Here is a 22,302-nt window from a genome sequence, read left to right on the forward strand (position 1 = left end):
CCGGACCTTAGGTTGCTGACAGACAAATGTGAAGCGGTGAAGAAGGCACAGCTGTGGCGCAACGGCTTAGTCCAGGGTTGCGGCACAATGCCCATGGGGGTAGGCTCCGCCGCCGGAGAGGAAGCCATGCCGACCAGAAACGACGCGGCCCTGTGGGCGGGCCTGTTCAAGATATCGCCCGATTCGAGCCAGACATTGCAGGCGCAGATCCGCCAGGCGATCGTCTCGGCGATCCTCGACCGGCAGATCGCGCCGTCCATGCCGCTGCCGTCCTGCCGCATCCTGGCGGAGAAGCTGGGCGTGGCGCGCGGCACGGTGGTGCTGGCCTTCCAGCAGCTCGTCGACCAGGGCTTTCTGATCGCCCGCGAACGGCGCGGGCATTTCGTCAATCCGGAGGTGCTGGCCGCGCCTCCGCGCCCGCCGCGCAAGACGGCGCGCGGAACGGCGAAGATCGACTGGAAGGCGCGCCGCCAACTGGTGGCGAGCGACATGCCGGAGGCGCCGAAGAACGAAGACTGGATGCAGTCCGCCTACCCCTTCGTCTACGGGCAGTTCGACCCGACGCTCTTTCCCACCGCCGAGTGGCGCGAATGCAACCGCATGGCGCTGGCGGTGCTCGAAATCCGCAACTGGGCGGCCGACATGGTCGACAAGGACGACTCGCTCCTGATCGAGCAGATCCAGGCGCGGCTCCTGCCGAGGCGCGGCATCTTCGCCAATCCGGACGAGATCATCATTACGCTGGGGGCGCAGCACGCGCTTTATATGCTCTCCACACTGCTCATGCAGCGCGGGGCGCGGGTGGCGATGGAGAACCCTGGTTTTGCCGACGCGCGCTCCATCTTCCGGCTTGCCGGAGCGGAGACGCTGCCCGTACCGGTGGACGGCGACGGGATGAAGGTGAACGCGATTCCGCCCGAGGCGGATTTCGTCTTCGCCACGCCCAGCCACCACTGCCCGACAATGGTGCCGCTCAGCCGTGCGCGGCGCGAGGCGCTGCTGGCGCAGGCGGAGGAGAATGACTGGATCGTCATCGAGGACGACTACGACAGCCAGCTTGCCGAGGAGACGCCGCAGGAGGCGCTTAAAGGCCTCGACCATACCGGGCGCGTCATCTATGTCGGCTCCATGTCGAAGACGCTCGCGCCGGGTTTGCGGATAGGCTACATCGTCGCGCCGGCGGAACTGGTGGCGGAACTGAGGGCGCTGCGCCGCTTCATGCTGCGCCACCCGCCGGCCAACAACCAGCGCGCGGTGGCGCTGTTCCTGTCGCTCGGCCACCACGATGCGCTGGTGCGCCGGCTTTCCGCCGCTTTCGAGGAGCGGCGCAAGGAATTGCTGACGGCGCTGCGCCTGCACATGCCCGACTGGCAGGCGGCCGACGTGCCGGGGGGAATATCCATCTGGCTCAAGGGGCCGCCCGGCACCGACACGACGGCGCTGGCCCGCGCAGCGAAGGCGCGGGGCGTGCTCATCGAGCCGGGGGCGCGCTTCTTCGACGGGCCGGAGCGGCCATCACCCTATATGCGGCTCGGCATCTCCTCCATCGCGCTGCAGCACATCGAACCCGGCATCCGCGAACTGGCCGGGGTGGTGGCGAGGCGCTCCGAGGCGGCGTAGGGGTGTACCCTTCTCCTCCCTTGCGGACGATCAGGCCCAGCGCCTGGACAGGTGAGCTTTTGGGGTGAACGCGAAGCCATCCTGGAAAGGATAGCAGGGCGTGGACCGGCGGTGATTGGCGAGCGCAGGGATGTCCTGGTTGACCGCGCCGTCGGTGAGCGCCATCAGGTTGGGATTGGCGAGGGGCGCGAGTTCCGGCGAGAGGTAGCCGGACTTGACGACGAGCAGGCGGGCGGTGCGCGGGTCGAGGCTCAGTCGCGCGAAATCCGCGAGCCGGTGATATGGGCGGCGGCGGGCCGCCAGCACCACGTCTATGGCGCCGATGCGCACCACCGACTGACGCTCGGCGGGCTCTCCGGGATCGTCGAGGCGAAGGACGACGGCATCGGCGGTCAGGTGCGGGCTTACAGGGTCGAGGCTGCCGCCGATCCGCAATGAAAGCGCTGTGCCCTCCCCGGCTTCGAAGCAGCGCTCGACGGCCGGCCGATCGGCGATGCCGGCGACGAGCGCGCCCTGCCAGTCGCGCTCAACGAGGGCGGTCAGAACATCCACCCTGTCGCCGACGCCCCCGCCGGTGGGATTGTCGCCGGAATCGGCAAGGATGACCGGCGCCGTGCGGGCGGCGGCGGCGATCTCCAGCATTTCATCGAGCGTGCCGGTGATGGCGCCGAAGCGGAAATTTTCGCGCTCCCGCCAATAGGCTTCCGCCAGCTTTTCCGCCTCCTTCAAGGCAGTGTTCCGGTCGGTCGCAGTGACCACCGCGGCGGCCGTGGCGCGCGGTTCGTCGGCCCAGACATAGCCAACCATCAGATTGGCGTTCCAGATGCGGGGAACGGCATCGACCTGTGGAAGGGCGGCGTAGAGCGAGCGGGCGGGATCGTCCTCCGTCGAGGTACGCTCGCCCGGCAGGAGGACGGGGATCGGCGCCCAGGCGATGCCTGGCCTTTCTCCGCTTTTCAGGGCCTTCACCAGCATGGCGAAAGCGCAGGCCATGGTTTCCTGCACATCGATGTGCGGTGCGGTGCGGTAGGCGGCGAAGATGTCGAGCTGGTCGACGATGGTCTGGCTGATATTGCCGTGCAGGTCGTAGCTGGCGGCGACGACGCAGTTCTGGCCGACGATGGCGCGGGCGGACAAGACCCAGTCCGCCTCGGCGTCGTCCATGCCTTCAACATTCATGGCGCCGTGCATGGCGAGATGCAGGCCGTCGAGCGGGAGGGCCTTCTTCAACCGGTCCAGGAACTCCGCCTTGAACTGCTCGTAGGCCGTGCGGGAGACAGGACCGCCTGGCACGGCGCGGGCGTGGAGGAGCGGCAGGCATTCCACGTCCTCTATCGTTTGGAGGAAGGCGAAATGGTCGGAGGAGAAGAGCGCCTCGCCGCGCAGGACGTGGAAGTCCTCCGCGTTCATCAGCACCGGAGAATAAGTGCTGCACTCGGTGTGTATACCGCCGATGGCGATCCGCATCGCGCCGCTCCGCCAGAGAGTTTTACCTATAGCCAGACTGAAGTGCCAGCGCCCCTTCGCGCCTGCATTTCCAAACTCATTAAACTCGCATCAAAGCTGCGGCGAGAGGCGGGCGATGGCTGAGAAGCGCTGCCAGTCCTTGGCCTCGCGGGGGGTCCAGGCGGCTTCGGCGACTGCGACCAAGCGGGGGAAGACCAGGTGGTTGAAATAGGCCCTGGAGATGAAGTTCTCCGTCCAGATGCAGGCCTGAATGCCCTTCATTTTGCCCCGCAGCCTTTCGGGAAAGTCGCCTTCGGTTTCGTATTCGTAGGTGTGCTTTGGCGGCACGGTGCCGGCCCAGCTTGCGCCTGGCTCCTGCCAGGACTCCGCCTGCACCATATCGAGGTAGTAGGCCTGACCCGGCGTCATGACGACGTCGTAGCCTTCCTCGGCCAGATCGATGCCCACCTTGGGGCTCTGCCATGCCATCAGAAGCGTTTCGTCCGGATCGACGCCGCCGCCGTGGGAGACCTCATTCCAGCCGGCCAGCCGGCGGCCGCGCTCGGCGAGCATGGCTTTGATCTTGCGCATGAAGTAGGACTGCAGGCCGAAAGTGACCTCGATCCCCTCCTTCTCCATCAGCGCACGGGCTAATGGCGAGTGGAGCCAGGCGCCGTCGGCCACCTCATCACCGCCGATGTGGATATATTGCGAGGGGAACAGGTCCACCAGCTCGTCGAACACTTTGCTCAGCACTTCGTAGGTGAAGGGAATAGCGGGGTTGAGCGCGTTGTTGGGATAGCCCTGGACGGAGTTGTAGCTTTCCGGCGCTTCCTGGCCGTCGACCAGATCAGGCAGTGAGACGAGCATGGCTTCCGAATGGCCGGGAATGTCGACCTCCGGGACGACCTCCACATGAAGTGCTGCCGCATGCGCGACGAGAGCGCGGATGTCGTCTTGTGTGTAGAAGGCTTCGCGGGCCTCGGCGCCGTCGCCGAGCTGCGGGAGCAGCGGGCCATCCGGCCCGCGGCGGCTGCCGATGGCCGTCAGCTCCGGGTATGCCTTGATCTCGAGGCGCCAGGCCTCGTCGTCCGTCAGGTGCCAGTGAAAGATGTTGAGCTTGTGCCAGGCAAGGATGTCGATGAAGCGGCGCACGTCTTCCGTTGGGAAGAACTGGCGCGAGACGTCGAGGTGGGATCCGCGCCAGGAATAGCGGGGTGTATCGGTGATGGTGCCGGAGGCAGGGAACTTGAAGGTGGCGGGGTCAGTGCGGGCGCCGTGCAGAAGCTGCGCAAGGCTGACGAGGCCGTAGAAGCGGCCGGCGGCATCGCCATAGGTGAGCTCGATGCGATCCAGCGTGAAGCGAAGCGCGTAGGCCTCCCGCCCGAGGACGGCGCTCTCCTCGATAACGACCGGCCTGCCGCCCGGCACTTCCGCCAGGCTGAAGGGGACGTGGGCGGCAGGGAAAAGCCGCTGGAACAGCGCGAGCGTCGTGGCGACGGCGTGGAGATTTTCGCCGCCGGTGCCGGCGTGCGGATAAAGGGCGGCCGGGACGGCATCCTCGGCTGCGAGATTGCAGGAGGCCGGCCAGGGGAGGAGGGAGAAGGGCTCCGAGACCGAGCCCTGTGGAAGCAGCTCGGGCGGCAGTGCGCTTTCCCCTGCCTCCAACATGAGGTCACCGAAGGAGACGGGGAGGTGGCGGCCGTCGCTCGTGGTGAGGTAGGCCGATTTCACGCCATCGGAGCAGTGCACCGCCGGGCGCGTCAGGCCTTCGACCGTGAAGGTCCAGGTCCCGCCGGGTGCAAGGGCGAAGCTTGATGGTGGGGCGTATTGGTGGAAATTGGCATGGCGGCGCAGGAGGGTTGCGTTTTGGCAATGGTGCTCGGCCGCGGTACGGGTGAGCGAGGTGTAGGCGAACTTGAAATCCCGCACCATCTCTTCCGACAGGTTGAACAGCGTGAACTTGAAGCGGCCGGCGGAGTTCTCGATCGGCAGCCAGGAGCATTCCACTCGGAAAGGCGCAGTGACCATGGGAAACCTTCAATACATGGAGGATTGGGAAAAGGTGCGGGCGAGTTCGGCCTGGCCGGCGGTCAGGCCGCAATCGACGGGTAGGCAGGTGCCGGTGATGGCGGCGGCAAGGGGGCTTGACAGGAATTTCACGGCATTGGCCACGTCGTCGGGTGAGGCTATACGCTGTAAGGGATACCAGCGGCGAGCCTCCTCGAAGACTTTGGGATTGGCGGCGGCGCGGGTATCCCATGCCTGGGTTCTGACTGTGCCGGGGGCGACGGCGTTGGCACGGATGCCGAACTTGCCGTATTCGACTGCGATCAGTTTCGTCAGGTGGATCAAGCCGGCCTTGGCGGCGGAGTAGGCGGGATGGCCGAAGACCTGCAGGCCGTTGACGGAGGCGATGTTGACGACGGCGCCTTGCGATCTCTTGAGCGCTTCCTCGAAGGTTTTGAAGCAGAGGAAGGCGGCTTCGAGGTTGAGCGAGATGTCCTTCTGCCAGTTCTCGGTCGCCGTCTCCTGAAGCGAGGCGTCGCGGGCGGCACCTGCGTTGTTGACCAAGGTCCTGACCTGTCCGTGACGTGCGGTCTCGGCGGCCAGCTCCTTCACCGCATCGCGGTCTGTGACATCGCATTGCACGGCGATGAAGCGGGCCGCGCCGGCAAGGCCGGCGGCCGCCTTTTCAGCCGCTGTGCCGTCAAGATCAGCCAGGATGACCACGTCATGGTCTTCCGCCAGGCGAGCGGCGATGGCGCATCCGATGTCGCCCGCCGCTCCGGTCACCACCGCCGCAGATTGCGTCATGATGATCTTTCTCCGGACGTCAATCGCCCAGCAATTGGCGATCGTCTTCGTCCCTGTGGGTTACCAGTTCCTTCTTGATGCGCCTCAGCGTCACCGCCGCCTCGTCGCGGATGCGGTAGGCGACGATATTGGCGAGGATGTCGACGAGGGCGAGATAGGCGAAGCGCGTCGATGTCGGCCGGTAGATGTTTGTTCCCTCCGGCAGATCGACGGGGATGGCCAGATCGGCCGCCTTGGCGATGGGGCTTTCACTCTGGGCGAAGGCGATCGTGAAGACGCCGCCGTCCTGGGCAAGCCGGAAAGCGCGCACCAGCTCCGCATTGCGCCCCGAGAAGGACGAGCCCACCAGCACGTCTTCGGGCTGGGCGGCGGCAGCCAGCATGAGCTGCATGCCGTGGTCGGTGCTGGCCGTGATCCTGAGCCCAAGGCGGAAGAGGCGGTTTTGGATTTCGTTGGCGATCATAGAGGAGTTGCCGCCCGAGCCGAAGGCGTAGATCATCGGCGCATTGGCCAGCCGCTCCGCCGCCTCCTCGACGCGTGCCATGTCGAGCGAACGGTGGAAAGAAAAGAGCGCGGACTGCGCCTTGGTAACGATGTCCTCAGCGACCTCGACGGAAGAGGCCGCCCTGGCCTCGGGATTGAGATAGCGCGCGCCCACGTAGGCCGTCTTGGCCAGCCGCACCTTGAAATCTGAAAAACTCTGGCAGCCGAGCCTGCGGCAGAAGCGGGTGACCGTGGGCGGGGAGACCTCCACCCTTTTGGCGAGCTCGATGATCGAGGCGTTGACAGCGAAATCGAAGTCGCTGAACAGGATATCGGCAATGCGCTGCTCGGCCTGGGACAATTGCCCCTTCCTGTCCTGCAGCATCATCAGAAGATCCATGGGCGCACTCCCCGCTAAAACCTATCGATCGCGCGGCTTGTAGGCGACGCAGTCGATCTCCACCTTGCAGTCGACCATCATCCGCGATTGCACGCAGGCGCGTGCCGGCGGGTGTTCGCCGAAATACTCCTTGTAGACGCCGTTGAAGGTCCAGAAATCGCGTGGGTCGTCGAGCCATACGCCGACACGCACCACGTGCTCGAGCCCGTAGCCGGCCTCCTTGAGGATGGCGATCACGTTCTCGATGGTCTTGCGCGTCTCAGCCACGATGTTGCCGTCGATGATCTCGCCGTTCTCCATCGCCACCTGGCCCGAGACGTAAAGCCAACCGTCGGCCTCCACCGCGCGGGCGAAGGGCAGCGACTGGCCGCCGGCACCGGCCTTCTCGGCTCCGTAACGCTTGATCGCCATTCTGGACCTTCCATGCAAATTATTTTCCCGTTCAATTGACAATTCACCATATCAAGGCGATTTTGGCTAGGCAGAAGAGGAAAACATGAAAAGAATTTAGATGCGCGATCCTTTCGTCAATCCTTTTCCCCCATCCGACACCGCCCGCCACGCCATCTGGACCATGCTGGTCCAACGCGACATCGACGCCTTTCTGGCGGCCGACTGGGGCATGGTCGCGGGCGACTTCATCGAGGAAGGCTTTATCGGCATCGATGCCGGCAGGAAGAGCGACCCCGACGCCTGGCGCCTGAGCTTCCCGACCCTTGCCGCATATCGCGACGAGTGGCTGCGGCAGGCGGAGGATTTTTCCCGCCAAACCTATGGCGAGGACCCACGTGAGGCAATCTTTGCGACCACCACGCTGGAGGACATCGAGGTGGGCGGCGAGACGGCGCTTGTCCGGAAGAAGTTCGACGGCAGCATCCTGCTCGACGACGGTACGCGCAATATCATGAAATGGCAGACGCTCTATTATTGCCGCCTGCACGAGGGGAGATGGAAGATCTCCGGCTTTACCGGCTATCTGCCCAATCCCATGGGCGCGGTGGACTAGCACCGGACAAGAGGAAAGGCCTTTTCGAGTGCGTCTGTTTACCGCTGCGCTGGCAACCGAGACGAACACGTTTTCGCCCATCTGCATCGACCGCCGGGCCTTCGAGGCCTCGCTTTACGCGCCGCCGGGAAAACACCCGCCGACGCCGACGCTGTGCACGGCGCCGATCACTGTCGGGCGCAAGGTGGCGGCCGCGAAGGGATGGGAGCTAATCGAGGGGACGGCTGCCTGGGCGGATCCTGCCGGGCTCATCAACCGAGAGACTTATGAGGAGCTGCGGGACGAAATCTTGGCGCAGCTCAAGGCGGCGATGCCGGTGGACGGCGTGGTGATGGGATTGCACGGCGCCATGGTCGCAAACGGCTACGATGATCCGGAGGGGGACCTTCTGGCGCGCGTCCGCGAGATCATCGGGCCGGACGTGCTTTTGTGCGCCGAGCTCGACCCGCACAGTCATCTGACGGCGAAGCGCGTGGGGCTTGCAGACTTCTTCGTCGCCTTCAAGGAATTTCCGCACACGGATTTTGTCGAGCGGGCGGAGGACCTGTGGCGGATTGCTGTCGACGCCCTGGAGGGGCGGGTGAAGCCGGCCATGTCTGTCTTCGACTGCCGCATGATCGACGTCTTCCCCACCTCGCGTGAGCCGATGCGCTCCTTCGTCGACAAGCTGAGGGCGATCGAGGCGTCGGATCCCGACGTGCTGTCGCTGTCGGTCATCCACGGCTTCATGGCCGGTGATGTGCCGGAGATGGGCACCAAGATCATCTGCGTTACCGATGACAAGGCTCAGAAGGGCGAGCGGCTGGCGCGGGAGCTGGGCATGGAACTCTTTGCCAAGCGGGGCTCGTTCCTGATGCCGCAGGTGGACGAGAAGCAGGCGGTAGACGAGGCACTTCGAGCGGCGGACGGTCCGGTCGTCGTTGCCGACATGTGGGACAATCCCGGCGGCGGCACGGCGGGGGATGCGACGATTATCCTGGCGGAATTGCTTCGCCGCGGTGTGACGAATGCCGCCGTCGGCACCATATGGGATCCGATTGCCGTGCAGATCTGCATGGCGGCGGGCGAAGGAGCGGAGATCCCGCTGCGCTTCGGGGCGAAATCGGCGCTCGGCACAGGCAATCCCGTCGACGGGCATGTGGAGATCGTGCGGCTGGTGCGGGACGCCGAGATGCGCTTCGGGGAGAGCTTCGCGCCGTTCGGCGATGCGGCGCATATCCGGATCGACGGTGTTGACGTGATTCTGAACACGACGCGGGCGCAGAGCTTCGATCCGAGCCTGTTCGAAGTGATGGGGATCGACCCGAAGCAGCAGAAAATCCTGGTGATCAAGTCGACCAACCATTTCTACAGCTCGTTTTCCAAGATCGCCTCGAAAATCATCTATTGCGCCGCCGGCACGCCCTACCCTAACAATCCCGCCAAGACGGCTTATCGCAGGGCACGGCGGGACATCTGGCCGATGATCCAGGACCCGCATGGGCAGGAGACGGTATCGGCATGAATCCATCAAGGCCGGGAGGCGGCGATCCGGTGTCGGCGCTTTCGACACCGGTGCCGGTGATTGACGAAGATGTCGTTGCCGGCAACATCGCGCGCGTGCAGGCCTATATGGACGAGCACGGCATCGCATTTCGCCCGCACATCAAGACGCACAAGATCGTCGCCATGGCGGAGACGCAGCGGGCGGCGGGGGCGAAGGGCATCAACTGCCAGAAGGTCACCGAGGCGGAGGTGTTCGCCGCGGCCGGCTTCGGCGATATCCTGATTACCTACAACATCCTGGGTGCGGAGAAACTCCACCGGCTCAGGGCGCTCAACGGCCGTCTCGAGGCGTTGAAGGTGACGGCCGACAGCGCAGTTACGGTCGACGGGCTGGCGCAGGCTTTTGCCGCGGACCGGCCGCTGACGGTGCTGGTCGAGTGCGACACGGGCGGCGGGCGCTGCGGCGTGCAGGCGCCGGAGGAGGCTGTTGTCCTTGCAAGACGGATCACCGGCAGTGCGGGGCTTCGCTTCGGCGGTCTGATGACCTATCCCAAGCCAGGCAGCGCGGCGGCGGTGGAGGCGTGGCTCTCGCAGGCGTTGGAGCTGCTGGAAAAGGAGGGCATCCCCTGCCCGACGGTCAGCAACGGCGGAACGCCGAGCCTGTTCGAGGCGCACATGGTGCCCTCGGCCACCGAGCATCGGGCAGGCACTTATGTCTACAACGACCGGGCGATGGTGCGGGCCGGGCACTGCACCTTCGACGAATGCGCCATGCACATCCTCGCCACCGTGATCTCGAGGCCAACGGAGGACCGGGCGGTGATCGACGCGGGGTCGAAGGCACTGACCTCCGATCTCCTTGGCTTCTCCGATTTCGGGCATATCGTGGACTATCCGGAGGCCGTCATTTCCGGGCTTTCGGAGGAGCATGGCGTCGTGGATCTTTCGCGGTGTGCCGGCCGGCGGCCGGAGATCGGGGAAAAGATCCGCATCGTGCCGAACCATACCTGCGTGGTCTCCAACCTCTTTGACGAGATGGTCTTCCACCGGGGCGGGCGCGTGACACGTGTGGAGGCGGTCGCGGCGCGCGGGATGGTCTGGTAGGCGGCGCGTTTGCTCCACGCCTATCCGTTGCCGCGCGGGGTTCCCGCCGGGCTATGTCAAAGAACGTGGGAAGCGGGGCGCGTTGTCCGTGCCACTCAATTTATTTTTAAGGCGCGTCCAACGCGCCCCGCCGGAGTCTGTCCCGACAGTCGGCCGATCACTCGGGCTTCCCGTTCTTCCCGGCTGCACCCGATTGGGGGGCTTTGCCGGGCCGGACGAGAAACCTGTAGCGGCTTCTCCGCAATGCCGGCAACGCAGGCTGTCGCCCAGCGCTCCCGGCACCGCCGGCCTGTCGCGGGCCCTCAGGCCTCCGGGTACCGAGCCCGAAGGGGGAGGTCTCCGCCGCTCTCCCGAACACCCGGTGCGCATCCGGTTCCCGTAAGAGCGATGGGGAGGATTTTAAGGGCAGGCTGAGGAGGGGGGCGTATTTTCCTGCGAAAAAAGCTGGAGAAATCTTTCCGCAGCGAGGGAAAACAATGGGTTGGCGAGACAGGAAAGGTCATTTGGCCATGGATTTATCCCCGCGCGCGCGTCATCCCGGAAGTCGGAGCGAAGCGGAGACTGTCCGGGACCCATTCCGAAAGGTGGGCGAGTCACGGAATGGGTCCCGGACAAGCCTTCGGCTTTCCGGGATGACGCACGCGCGTGGGGGTGGGTAACGCGCGCGCGTGGGGGGCACGCAATACGCGCATGTCGTCGCTCGGCCGGGATGACGCGCGCGGGTGGGGTTGGCGCCGATCACCCGGTCGCCACCAGCAGTTCCGGGTCGACCTCCGTCATTTCCACCTGGCGCTCGAATGCAACACCGCCCTCGTCGAACAGGTGGCAGTCCTTGGCGAAAACGCCGGTCTCCAGGGTCTCTTCGGCGCGTACCGGGGCGGAGCCGGCGATGAGGGCGCAGTAATTTTCGGTGTCGCTGCCGGGCAGTGCGGCGTAGACCACCGTGTTGGCGCCGAGACGCTCGATGACGGACGGGGCGACGGGGATGTCGAGTTCGCCCTTGCCGATCTGAATGTCTTCCGGGCGGATGCCCAGCGTGAGCCGGCGGCCTTCCATGCCCTGGCGCGGGGCGACGGGGACTGTGATGGTGCGGCCGTCATACTCGACCTTCACGCCGTCAGGGCCCGCTCCCTTGCAGGTGACGGGCAGGAAATTCATCTTTGGATTGCCGATGAAGCCGGCAACGAACAGGTTCTCCGGCTTGTGATAGAGCTCCAACGGTGCCCCGTTCTGGGCGATTTCGCCGCCATTCAGGACGACGATGCGGTCAGCCATGGTCATGGCCTCGACCTGGTCGTGGGTGACGTAGATCATCGTCGCCTTAAGCCGCTTGTGCAGCTTGGTGAGCTCGATGCGCATTTCGGCGCGCAGCGCGGCATCGAGGTTCGACAGCGGCTCGTCGAAGAGGAAGATCTTCGGCTCGCGCACGATGGCGCGGCCGATGGCGACGCGCTGGCGTTGGCCGCCGGAAAGCTGGCCGGGCTTCTGCTCGAGGCGCTGGTCGAGCTGCAGGATGCGGGCGGCGGCTTCGACCTTCTTCCTGAGCTCTTCCTCCTTCGTCCTTTCTACCCGTAGGGGGAAGGCGATGTTTTCGAACACCGTCATGTGCGGGTAGAGCGCGTAGGACTGGAAGACCATGGCGATGCCGCGCTTGACGGGCGGCAGCTCGTTGACCTTGACGCCGTCGATGACGATGTCGCCCTGGGTGACCTCTTCCAGGCCGGCCAGCATGCGCAGAAGCGTGGACTTGCCGCAGCCGGAAGGACCGACGAAGACGACGAACTCGCCCTCCTCGACTTCCAGGTCGATGCCCTTGATGATCTCGGCAGCGCCGAAGCGCTTGTGGATGTTGGAAAAATTCAGCTGACCCAAGGCGCCTCACTTATCACCGGCGAGAAGCCGCGGCCCTGGGGCGCGACAGCGACGGTGTTGTCTCGATTGCGCGACTTTCGCTTTCATACTTGCCCATCCCGCTCCGAAGTCCAAGGGCGGGAAAGTCTAAGGAGCGGGGAAGCCGCGAACGGCTTCCCCTTCCCGGAGGGGACCGCCTATTTGTAGGCGTCGATTTCCTCGGCGGTGTCCTTCAGCGCGTCTTCCGGCGACTTGTTGCCCGTGACGACGGCCTGGACCATGTCGATCATGGCGTTCTGGAAGGCCTTATAGTCGGTGAAGAGCGGCTCGGGTCCACCATGGGAGATGCCATCGAGGAAGGGGCCCCAGGTCGGATCCTCCGCGACCATCTCCTCGACGCCGGCGACCGGGCGCAGCGGCGTCAGGCCATGGGTCTTCTCATAGAAAAACTGGTGCTCCGGATTGGTAAGCCATTTGGCGAGGTCGATGGCCTGCTCCTCATAGCCGGTGCCTTTGAAGACAGCGAGGCTGTCGGTGATGAGAAGCGTACCAGGGCCTTCGGCCTGCGGGCCGAGCGGCAGGGGAGCGACATCCCAGTTGAGGCCTTCATCGAGGCGCACGCGCACCCACGGGCCCTGCTGGATCATGGCCACCTTGGAATCGTTGAAGAGCGCAGTGAGGTCGTCCTGCTCATAGGCCGTCGGTCCCTCCTGGGCTACGTCGACCATCTTGCCGTACCAGGTGAGCGCCTCCAGGTTCTGCGGGCTGTCGAGGACGATCTCGTCGTTCTCGTCGGTCACCTTGCCGTTGTTGGTGTACACCCAGTGCAGGTACTGGTGCATGGTGTTGTCGAAGGTCTTGGCGGACAGACCGTAGCCGGCCGCGGCCGTCTTCTCAGTGATCGTCGCGGCCATGTCATAGAGTTCCTGCCAGGTCTTCGGCGGGGTCTCGGGATCGAGGCCGGCTTCTTCGAACAGGTCTTTGTTCCAGTAGAGTGCCTTGGTGGAGAAGGCGACGGGAACGCCCCACTGGGTACCGTCATAGGTGACGGTGGAGACGATGTTGGGGTAGTAGGAGGCCTTTTCCTCCTCGCTCATCGGGACCGGCACGATGAGGTCGTTCTCGGCGAACTGCTTGAGCGTGCGCGAGCCGACATAGGCAAGGCCCACCGGCGTGCCGGCGGCGGCAAGCGTGGTGATCTTCTCCTGGCACTGCGACCAGCCGATGATTTCCACATCGACCTTGTATCCTGGATTGTTCTCCTCCCATTCCTTGATGAAGCCGTCATAGCCCTCGGCGAGCGCGTCGCCGCACTGGATCATGGTGACGGTGGTCTCGTCCTGCGCCATCGCCATGGGCGCCATCGTCGTCGTCGCCAAAAGGGCGAGCGTGGCCGTGCCGAGAAGTGTTGTCCTGGTCATGTCTGTTCCCTTTCTTGTTTTACCCAAGTGCTGGAGGCTTTCGGCGGTTTTCCATCTCCTCTCCCGCGTTCGGCCCGTCTGCCGCGCGGGCCCTTCCCGCGCGGCCGATTCTCACGTTTTCAAGGCGCCGGCGGTCATTCCGGCCACCAGGTAGCGCTGCAGGTAGATGAAGACGACGAACACCGGCAGGACGCCGAGGAAGCTCGCCGCCATCAGCTCGTTCCAGATGACATCCTGGCGGCCGAAGAAGGCATAGAGGCCGACCGGCAGCGGCATGTACTCCGTCTTCGAGTTGAAGGTGAGCGCATAAATGAACTGCTGCGCATAGATGGTCAGGAAGGCATAGATCGCCACAACGGAAATGCCCGGCATGGCGAGCGGCAGGATGACGCGGCGGAATGTGTAGAAGCGGCTGGCGCCGTCGGCGAGCGCGGCCTCCTCCAGTTCCTGCGGGATGCGCAGCATGTAGGTGCGCAAGAGCCAGATGCCGGTGGGGATGACGAAGGCCACGCCAGGCACGATCATGGCGAAATAGGTGTTGAGCAGGCCGAAGCTGCGCATCAGGCGGTAGAGCGGGATGAGAAGCACGGCGCCGGAGAACATGTTGACCGCCAGGAAGGCGCCGAGCAGCGGGCCGCGGCCGCGGAAATCGAAACGGGCGAAGGCGTAGGCTGCGGGCGTGATGAGGATGACGCCGATGATTGTGCCGACCGTGGAGATGAGGATCGAGTTGAAGATGTAGCGGCCAAGCAGCGGCACGCGCTCCCACATGGTGAAATAGGCGTCGAAGGAAGCGTTCTGCGGCCAGAATTTGTAGGGCGAGGAGAACAGGTAGGTGAGCGGCTTCAGGGATACGAGGAAGCCCTCGACGAAGGGAGCGAGCACGAAAGTGAGGAAAAGCAAAACACCGGCATAGATGCCGATCACCTCGTACCAGCGGTAACGGTCGATCATGGCGTTCGATTTCATCGCATGGTCGCTCCCGAATAACGGCTGATGAGCCGGAAATAGGCGTAGCAGAAGACCGACAGGAAGATGCAGATCAGCACCGCACGGGCGGCTCCCTCGCCGAATTTGTAGGAGCCGATGGCCGTGCGGTAGGTGTCGATAATCATCGTCGTCGTCTGGCCGCTCGGCCCGCCCTGGGTGAGGATCCAGATGATGTCGAAGGAATTGAAGGTCGAGATCAGCGAGATGATCGACATCGTGATCAGCGCCGGCACGATGAGTGGCAGGGTGATGCGGCGGAAGCGGTAGAAGCGCCCTGCCCCGTCGGCCCAGGCGGCCTCGTAGAGGTCCCTTGGGATCGACTGGATGGCGGCGAGCAGATAGATCGTGACCATCGGCACGCCGATCCACACGTCGGTGATGATGGTGGCCCAGAAGGCGGTGGTGCCGTAGGCGAGGAAAGGCATCGGACCGTCGATCACGCCGAAGCGCTGCAGGAGGCCGGAGATCATGCCGAACTGGCCGTTGTACATCCAGCCCCACATGAAGATGCCGATGGCCATGGGCACGATCCAGGGCGGCATGGTGAGCACGCGGAACATGGTGCGGCCGGGCACGGCGGCGTTGAGCATGACGGCGCCGAAGGTGCCGATCACCATCTTCAGACCGACGGAGAAGAACGTCCACACGAGGGTGCGGACGATAACGTCCGAAAAGCCGCGCTTGAAAATGTTGCGGTAGTTGTCGAAGCCGATCCAGTCGTAGGTCTGCCTGAGCGAGGCGTTGGTGAAGGAGAGATTGATCGTGTCGGCAAGAGGGTAGGCGACGATCACAAGCACATAGAGAAGCGCCGGCACGAGCAGGAGCCAGGCGAAGACTACGGCGCTTTGTCTGATCGTCATTACCGCACCCTCACGCTGCCCGCGGCGGCCTGAGCGCCTCGTCGAAACGATCCCAGAAGGGGCGCAGGTCGATAACGGACTTCGTGCGCCGGGCCTCGTCCATGGCAAGGGCGAGGATGCCCGCCTCCATCGCATCGAGGGCGGAAACGGGCAAGGAAGCGCCCGTCTTCACATGGGCGATGATGTCGGCCGCCATCTGCTCGTCGGCGCCGTAGTGCTGGGAGAGCGCGGTTCGCGCGGCGTATTTCTCGGCCACCAGCTTCTCGCCGGTGCGGGCGTCGTGGATGTCGAGGAAGCCGCGGATGAAGTCGCCCTCGGCCATGCCCCTCGAGCCGATGATGCAGAAGCGGCGGAACTGGTCCGGCACGTTCAGATTGGTGTGGAAGGCCATGGAGGCGCCGTTCGCATATTCGACGATGGCCGTCTGGAAGTCGATGATAGTGGCGTCGCTGTCGAAGACCTTGTCGCTACCGAGCCAGCCGCTCGGCTTGCGGTGGTAGAGGGAGAGATCGTTGACGCCTTCGTTGGCGGGGGAGTTTTTCGGTATGAAGCTCTTGCGGCCGCCGAAGCTTGCCACGCGCTCCGGCCGGGCGCCGACGACGGCGTTGTAGAGGTCGAGGTCGTGGCAGCACTTCTCCAGCATGAAGCTGCCGGCATATTGCTCATAGCGACGCCAGTCGCGCATGAAGAAAGCGCCGTGCTCGGGCTCTATATGTTCGGATGCCTCGATGGAGACGATCTCGCCGAGGACGCCTTGGTCGCGGGCGGCGATGACGCGCCGGAAATGAGGCGAGTAGCGCAGGACGAGCCCGACCATCAGCCGCTCGTGCCCGTAGCGGGCAAGCAGGCCTGCGAGCTCGTAGGTCTGCTCGATGGTGGCGACGACGGGCTTTTCGCAGAACAGCTTGAGGCCGGTGCCGAGCCCGAAGCGGATGTGCTCCAGATGCATATGGTTGGGCGAGCCGATCATCAGGAGATCGAGCTTTTCGGCCGCTACCAACTCCTCGGGCGTGGCGTAGGCCTTGCCGGCGGAGATGCCGTTTTCCTTCAGGGTGGCGAGGCCGGCAGGGGCGGGATCGACATAGCCTGCTATCTCGAAATCGTCGTCGAGGGCGCTGAAGACATGCCCCAGATAGCCGAGACGAAACCCTAACCCGACAATTCCAACTCTCATATTTGGCAGGCCCCTGGAAGCGGAGGACGGCGTAATTTATTTTCTTACGTTGTGATATATTTTTGGGCCCGTCAACGTTTCCCAGCATTTTTTTGGGCGCATGTGAAATTCATTTTCAACTGGCCTGCAATGGCGGGTTGCTGCGGTCGGACCGTGCAGAGATAGCATATGCCCCAGACAGAGCGAAGGCCCGCACCGTTGGTGTCGGTCGGGGCCTTCGTAGCGTCTAGTTGTAGATGGCGGCGGTCAGCCAGTGACGGCGGGGCGGGGTGCTTCCTCGCCGGTCCAGGCGGCGTCTAGGTCGGCGATTGCTTCGCCGCTCTCCTTCCATCCCTGGATTTCCTCCTCGGTGGCTTTCGGCGAGAAGAGCCCGGTGAAGGCATAGATGATGCCGAGCACGGGTGACAGCCAGCAGGCGAACGACAGCGGGATATAGAGCAGGTTCTCCATATTGCCGCTCGCCACGCCGAGCGCCAATGCGCTGATGACGAAGGCGCCGCCGGCGTTCCACGGGATGAGCGGCGAGATGAGGGTGCCGCCTTCCTCGATAGCGCGCGACAGGTTGAGGGTGGAATAGCCCATGCCGCGATAGACCGGCGCATACATGCGGCCCGGCAGCGCGATCGACAGATAGGGATCCCCGGCCACCAGGTTGGTCGCCATGGAGGTGCCGATGGCCGCCGTCTGGATGCCGGCGAAGCTGCGGATCTTGGTCATAATGACTTGGATGATGGTCTCCAGGCAGCCGGTCCGCTCCAGCGCACCGCCGAAGCCGAGCGCGATCAAGACCAGGGAGATCGTCCACATCATCGACTGGATGCCGCCGCGGTTGAGGAGATTGTCCATCGCATCGACGCCGGTATCGATGGAATAGCCGCTGTTGGCGTAGGTGAAGATTGCGTGCAGGCCTTCGCCCTGAGCCAGCATAGCGGTGATGCCGCCGGCCACCACACCGGCGAAGAGCGACGGGATGGGCGGCATTCTCTTGACGGCCAGAACGATCACCAGAAGTGCGGGCAGCAGCAGCCAAGGCGATATGACGAAGTGCTCCTGAAGCGAGGTGGTGATGGCGTTGATCCGGGCAAAGGAAACGTCGCCACCCTCGATGACGGCGAAGCCAGCGAAGAGGTAGATCGCGAAGGCGATCAGCATGGCCGGTACCGTCGTCGGCATCATGTTCCTGATGTGGGAAAACAGGTTGGTGCCGGTGACGGCGGGCGCAAGGTTGGTGGTGTCGGAGAGGGGCGAGATCTTGTCGCCGAAGAAGGCGCCCGAAACCACCGCGCCGGCCGTCCAGTACATCGGGATGTCGAAGCCGGCGCCAATGCCCATCAAGGCAAGGCCCACGGTGCCCACCGTGCCCCAGGAGGTGCCGAGCGAAACGGAGACGATGGCGCACAGGATCATCGCCGCCGCCAGGAAGATCTGCGGCGAAAGGATCGTCAGGCCATAGTAGATCAGCGTCGGCACTGTGCCGCTGGCGATCCACACGCCTATGATCATGCCGACGGTGATCAGCACCGATACCGACGGCAGCGACACGTGGATGACGTGGAACACGCCTTTCTCGATATCGTGCCAGTTGAAGCCGAGCTTGAGGCCGACGAGGCCGGTGATCGCCAGACCGATGGCAAGCGGCACGTGCGGCGTGAAATCGCCGAAATAGAAGAGCTGCAAACCCAGCACCAGGAGAGTCAAAAGCACGGGCGTGAGCGCCAGTGGCAAGCTGGGCAGGGCCCTGTCCGTCAAGGTCATAGGATATCTCCCATTTTGATGGCAGTGCAAAAGATCAACGTCTTGCGGCGTTTTGTCTTTCTCCTGGAGAATAGCAGGAACAAAGTAGGTTAAGGCTCCAAATTCGGCCCTATATCAGGTAATATTCCTACGAATTTTCGCTGTAGTAGGAAAATGTTATGGCAACGAGTAGCTTGGATATGACGGATCTCCGTATCCTGGAGGAGATTCAGAAAGATGGGAGAATATCGGTGGTGGAGCTATCCCGGCGGATCCACCTGACAAAGACACCGTGCGCGGAGCGGCTGAGACGGCTGGAGAACTCCGGCGTCATAACCGGCTATTTCGCAAAGCTGAACCCTGCCGTGGTGAATGCCGGCCACATCGTCATGGTGCAGGTGCAGCTCAAAGGCACCACGGCGGACGAGCTGGAGGCCTTCAATGCGGCGGTGGCGCGGGTGCCGGAAATCCAGTCGTGCCACATGGTGGCCGGCGGGTACGATTACCTCCTGAAGGTGAGGACGCGCGACATCGACGCCTACCGCAAGGTGCTCGGCGCCGCCATCTCCAAGCTGCCGGGCGTGCTGCAGACGCATACATATGTGGTGATGGAGACGGTGAAGGATGACGTGACGCTGCCTGTTCCGAAGCCTTAGCGCTGCAGTTGCGGGAAATGTCTTCGCCCCTCTGCCCTGCCGGGCATCTCCCTCAACAAGGGCAGGGCTATCGCATGTGACTTTTTTCTATCTGTTTAACCCCCACCCTCAATTCCTCCCCTCAAGGGGGAGCGGGACGATGCAGTGCTCAGCCGGACTTCCCTCCCCCCTTGAGGGAGGAATTGAGGGTGGGGTCCGGCGAAGCCGAACAAGGACTCCGTGCGATAACCCCCTTGTGGGGTGGGGGGACGAACAAGCAGCACGAAAGGATGGCTATCTCGGCTCGGGCAGCTTGCGCGGGCGGGTGGGTTGTTCGGCCGCTTCGGTGGGCTGTTCGGTGAACCCCTCGATATCGGAGACCTCCTCCACGTCGCGCTCGATCTCCAGTGCGCTCATGACGTAAGCCGTCGTGAGTTCGGCCACCGAGCGCAGGGCGTGGACGTGGATGCGCTCGTAGCCGTGCGAGGCATCGATGCCAAAGGCAATAAGAGCGGTGCGCACGTCGTGCCCGGCCTCCAGCGCGGAGGCTGAGTCGGAGCGGTAGTAGCGGAAGATGTCCTTCTGGAAGCGGATGTCCTCTTCGCGGCACAGGTCCACCAGCTTCTTCGTCAGGTGATAGTCGAAGGGGCCGGACTGGTCGGCCATGGCGATGGTGACGCCGAACTCCGACGAGTTCTGCCCCGGCGCGGTGGTGCCGTTGTCGATCGTGACCATGGAGGCGATCTCCGGCGTAACGATGGCCGCGGCGCCCACGCCCACCTCCTCGGAGATGGTGAAAAGCCAGTGGGTGTCGACCGGTGGTGTCTGCGCCTTCTCGCGCCGCATCGCCTCCAGCGAGGCGAGCGCGATGGCCACGCCCGCCTTATCGTCGAGATGGCGCGAGACGATGAAGCCGTTCTCCAGAAATTCCGGCTGCGGGTCGATGGCGACATAGTCGCCGACATCGATACCGAGCGACAGGGTGTCGTCACGGCTCCAGGCGAGCGCATCAACGCGCAGCTCGATATGCTCCCAGCCGATGGGCAGGTTGTCGACGCCCTCGTTGAAAGTATGGCCGGAGGCCATCAGGGGCAGGATGGAGCCGCGGAAGCTTCCCTTCTCCGTATAGATGGTGGCGCGGGCGCCTTCCGCGAAGCGGGCCGACCAGTGGCCGATCGGCACCAGCTCCATACGGCCCGTCTCTTTGATGAGCTTGACCTGGGCGCCCAGCGTATCGACGTGCGTGATGATGGCGCGCGCGCCGCGCCGGCGGTCGCCACGCCAGATAGCGCGGATGCCGCCGCGCCGCGTCAGCTCCGGCTCCAGGCCCAGCCGCTCCAACTCCTCCGTGACGTGACGGACGATTGTGTCGGTGTATCCGGTGGGGCTGTCGATCGCCAGAAGGGCTTTCAGTTGCGCGGTAAGGTAGTCGACGTCTATCTTCAGACGCGTCACGGATCACTCCTTGGAACCGAGCGCCTGCTTCGCTGACTTGAGGCCCGTGCGCGGAAACAGAAGATCGACGAAGCGTTCGGCAGTGGGTTGCGGTTCGTGATTGGCCAAACCAGGCCGCTCATTCGCTTCGATAAAAACATATTCGGGCAGATTTGGCGACCTTACCATGAAGTCTATGCCCACCACCGGGATCTCAATGGCACGCGCAGCCTTGCAGGCAGCATTCACCAACACGGGATGGACGTGTTCCGTTACATCGTGGATGGAGCCGCCGGTGTGCAGGTTGGCCGTCTTGCGCACCACCACCTCCTGGCCTTCCGGCGGCACCGAATCGAGTGTATAGCCGGCACCGGCAAGGCAGCGCCGCGTTTCGCCATCGACTGGAATAGTGCTCTCGCCGCCGGTGGCGGCGGCACGACGGCGCGACTGGTGGCGGATCAGCTTTTCTATCGTGCTCACACCATCGCCCACCACGCAGGGCGGGCGGCGCACGGCGGCGGCGACCAGCCGGTAGTCGATGACGACGAGACGCAGGTCCTCGCCCTCGAAGCAGGACTCCACCAGCACGCTATCGCTGATCTCACCTGCGACCGCGATCGCCTCCTCCACCTCCTCCAGGGTTTCCAGCCCGACGGCCACGCCACGGCCCTGCTCGCCGCGCGCCGGCTTGACCACCAGGCGCCCGTGCTTCTTCAGAAATTCCTCGATGGCTTTGCTGCCGCTCGCAGCGTCAAGCTGCTCCGGCACGATCAGGCCCGCTTTTTCCACCGTGCGCCGCGTGACCGCCTTGTCGTCGCAGATCGACATGGCGACAGCGGAGGTGAGCTCGGAAAGGCTTTCGCGGCAGTGGATGGAGCGGCCGCCGAAGGACAGGCGGAAGAAGCCGCCATCCGGATCCGTTATCTCGACGGCGACACCGCGGCGCTGCGCCTCGTCGACGATGATGCGGGCATAGGGGTTGAGCTGGTCGTAAGCGGCCGGCGGATGGGTGAACAGCTTTTCGTTGATGGGGTTCTTGCGCTTCACCGCGAAGATGGGGACACGGTGGAAGCCGAGCTTTTCGTAGAGCGCGATGGCCTGTTCGTTGTCGTGCATGACTGACAGGTCCATGAAGCTGGCGCCGCGGGCCTGGAAATGTTCGGCCAGGCGGCGCACGAGCATCTCGCCGACGCCGGGATGGCGGCTTTGCGGGTCGACAGCCAGGCACCACAGCGACGAGCCGTTTTCCTGATCGTGGAAAACGCGGCGATGGTCGACGCCCGTCACCGTGCCGACGATGTCGCCGGTCAACTCGTCCTCGGCGACGAGGTAGGTGATGGCGCGGCTGTCGCGCTTGCTCCAGAAGAAGTCCGGCCTGACCGTCACCATGCCGCGGCTCTGGTAGATGGCGTTGACGGCATCGGCGTCGGCCTCGGAGGAGAGCCTGCGGATGAAGAAGCCGCGCGGCTGGCGCTGGCTCGGCCGGTAGGTGGCCAGGTTCAGCCGGTAGGTGTGGGACGGGTCGAGGAATAGCTCTTGCGGCGCAAGCGCCAGAAGCACGTGCGGATCGCGGATATAAAAGGCGATGTCACGGCGGGCCGGGCCTTCTTGGTGCAGTGCCTCGACGATCTCGGCGTTGGTGGGATAAGTCTGGGCGAAGAGCAGCCTGCCCCAACCCATCTCGAGCGCCACCGATTTCGCCTGCTTGTCCTCCTCGCCCTCACCATGGCCGCTTGCCGGCTTCATGGTCTCGCTGCGAAGCCGCTTCAGGCGATGGCCGAGCGCCTTGTCGGTGCGTCCCCGGTGGGCGCGCCCAGCCTGCTCGTCGTGCTTTGCCATTTG

General features: G+C 64.2%; 18 protein-coding genes. 5 read left to right on the forward strand and 13 right to left on the reverse strand.

Annotation, left to right across the window (positions count from 1 at the left end; all coding sequences use genetic code 11):
• Positions 1-126: 126 nt before the first annotated feature.
• Positions 127-1,620: a MocR-like pyridoxine biosynthesis transcription factor PdxR gene (gene pdxR, locus N5A92_RS05370; protein ID WP_260900859.1), complete on the forward strand. Its 1,494-nt coding sequence runs from the start codon at positions 127-129 to the stop codon at positions 1,618-1,620.
• A gap of 30 nt (positions 1,621-1,650) precedes the next feature.
• On the opposite strand, the gene N5A92_RS05375 is transcribed toward pdxR, so the two are convergent.
• The 5 genes from N5A92_RS05375 to N5A92_RS05395 form a co-directional block, all read right to left on the reverse strand.
• A complete protein-coding gene (locus tag N5A92_RS05375) occupies positions 1,651-3,087 on the reverse strand; it encodes a M81 family metallopeptidase (protein ID WP_260900860.1) in 1,437 nt (478 codons plus the stop codon).
• A 90-nt stretch (positions 3,088-3,177) separates the two neighbouring features.
• Positions 3,178-5,097 carry a beta-N-acetylhexosaminidase gene (locus N5A92_RS05380; RefSeq protein WP_260900861.1) on the reverse strand — a complete coding sequence of 640 codons (1,920 nt, stop codon included), beginning with the start codon at positions 5,095-5,097 and terminating at the stop codon, positions 3,178-3,180.
• Positions 5,098-5,106: 9 nt separating this feature from the next.
• On the reverse strand, positions 5,107-5,883 hold the full coding sequence (locus N5A92_RS05385) for an SDR family oxidoreductase (RefSeq protein WP_260900862.1): 777 nt from the start codon (positions 5,881-5,883) through the stop codon (positions 5,107-5,109).
• 19 nt (positions 5,884-5,902) lie between these two features.
• Positions 5,903-6,766: a MurR/RpiR family transcriptional regulator gene (locus N5A92_RS05390; RefSeq protein WP_260900863.1), complete on the reverse strand. Its 864-nt coding sequence runs from the start codon at positions 6,764-6,766 to the stop codon at positions 5,903-5,905.
• A 21-nt stretch (positions 6,767-6,787) separates the two neighbouring features.
• Positions 6,788-7,177 (reverse strand): RidA family protein, encoded by a 390-nt coding sequence (locus N5A92_RS05395; protein WP_260900864.1) that lies wholly within the window; start codon positions 7,175-7,177, stop codon positions 6,788-6,790.
• Positions 7,178-7,277: 100 nt separating this feature from the next.
• Between N5A92_RS05395 and N5A92_RS05400 the strand changes: the two genes are divergently transcribed.
• Genes N5A92_RS05400 through N5A92_RS05410 form a run of 3 tightly spaced genes read left to right on the forward strand, consistent with a single transcriptional unit; the run spans position 7,278 to position 10,361 of the window.
• Entirely contained in the window at positions 7,278-7,772 is a 495-nt protein-coding gene (locus tag N5A92_RS05400) for a hypothetical protein (protein ID WP_260900865.1), read from the forward strand.
• 28 nt (positions 7,773-7,800) lie between these two features.
• A complete protein-coding gene (locus N5A92_RS05405) occupies positions 7,801-9,276 on the forward strand; it encodes a M81 family metallopeptidase (RefSeq protein ID WP_260900866.1) in 1,476 nt (491 codons plus the stop codon).
• Entirely contained in the window at positions 9,273-10,361 is a 1,089-nt protein-coding gene (locus N5A92_RS05410; RefSeq protein WP_260900867.1) for a D-TA family PLP-dependent enzyme, read from the forward strand. Before N5A92_RS05405 ends, N5A92_RS05410 begins: the two co-directional genes overlap by 4 nt.
• A gap of 738 nt (positions 10,362-11,099) precedes the next feature.
• Here the strand turns inward: N5A92_RS05410 and N5A92_RS05415 are convergent.
• The 6 genes from N5A92_RS05415 to nhaC all read right to left on the reverse strand — a co-directional run bounded on the left by N5A92_RS05415 (position 11,100) and on the right by nhaC (position 18,412).
• On the reverse strand, positions 11,100-12,233 hold the full coding sequence (locus N5A92_RS05415) for an ABC transporter ATP-binding protein (RefSeq protein WP_260900868.1): 1,134 nt from the start codon (positions 12,231-12,233) through the stop codon (positions 11,100-11,102).
• A gap of 176 nt (positions 12,234-12,409) precedes the next feature.
• Entirely contained in the window at positions 12,410-13,633 is a 1,224-nt protein-coding gene (locus N5A92_RS05420) for an ABC transporter substrate-binding protein (protein ID WP_425248527.1), read from the reverse strand.
• Positions 13,634-13,744: 111 nt separating this feature from the next.
• Positions 13,745-14,602 (reverse strand): carbohydrate ABC transporter permease, encoded by an 858-nt coding sequence (locus N5A92_RS05425; RefSeq protein WP_260900869.1) that lies wholly within the window; start codon positions 14,600-14,602, stop codon positions 13,745-13,747.
• On the reverse strand, positions 14,599-15,483 hold the full coding sequence (locus tag N5A92_RS05430; protein ID WP_260900870.1) for a carbohydrate ABC transporter permease: 885 nt from the start codon (positions 15,481-15,483) through the stop codon (positions 14,599-14,601). The genes N5A92_RS05425 and N5A92_RS05430 overlap by 4 nt, the downstream gene beginning before the upstream one ends.
• A gap of 10 nt (positions 15,484-15,493) precedes the next feature.
• Complete coding sequence (locus N5A92_RS05435) at positions 15,494-16,657, reverse strand: Gfo/Idh/MocA family protein (RefSeq protein ID WP_260900871.1); 1,164 nt, start codon at positions 16,655-16,657, stop codon at positions 15,494-15,496.
• 246 nt (positions 16,658-16,903) lie between these two features.
• Positions 16,904-18,412 carry a Na+/H+ antiporter NhaC gene (gene nhaC, locus N5A92_RS05440; protein WP_260900872.1) on the reverse strand — a complete coding sequence of 503 codons (1,509 nt, stop codon included), beginning with the start codon at positions 18,410-18,412 and terminating at the stop codon, positions 16,904-16,906.
• Between the two features lie 158 nt (positions 18,413-18,570).
• Between nhaC and N5A92_RS05445 the strand changes: the two genes are divergently transcribed.
• Complete coding sequence (locus tag N5A92_RS05445) at positions 18,571-19,047, forward strand: Lrp/AsnC ligand binding domain-containing protein (protein WP_260900873.1); 477 nt, start codon at positions 18,571-18,573, stop codon at positions 19,045-19,047.
• A 273-nt stretch (positions 19,048-19,320) separates the two neighbouring features.
• On the opposite strand, the gene N5A92_RS05450 is transcribed toward N5A92_RS05445, so the two are convergent.
• Together N5A92_RS05450 and ngg are read right to left on the reverse strand one after the other, a co-directional pair.
• Complete coding sequence (locus N5A92_RS05450) at positions 19,321-20,481, reverse strand: osmoprotectant NAGGN system M42 family peptidase (protein WP_260900874.1); 1,161 nt, start codon at positions 20,479-20,481, stop codon at positions 19,321-19,323.
• A gap of 3 nt (positions 20,482-20,484) precedes the next feature.
• Positions 20,485-22,299: an N-acetylglutaminylglutamine synthetase gene (gene ngg / locus N5A92_RS05455; RefSeq protein WP_425248528.1), complete on the reverse strand. Its 1,815-nt coding sequence runs from the start codon at positions 22,297-22,299 to the stop codon at positions 20,485-20,487.
• Positions 22,300-22,302 lie beyond the last annotated feature (3 nt).

It is taken from the genome of Chelativorans salis (assembly GCF_025336525.1).
In the GTDB taxonomy this organism is placed as follows: Bacteria; Pseudomonadota; Alphaproteobacteria; order Rhizobiales; family Rhizobiaceae; genus Chelativorans; species Chelativorans salis.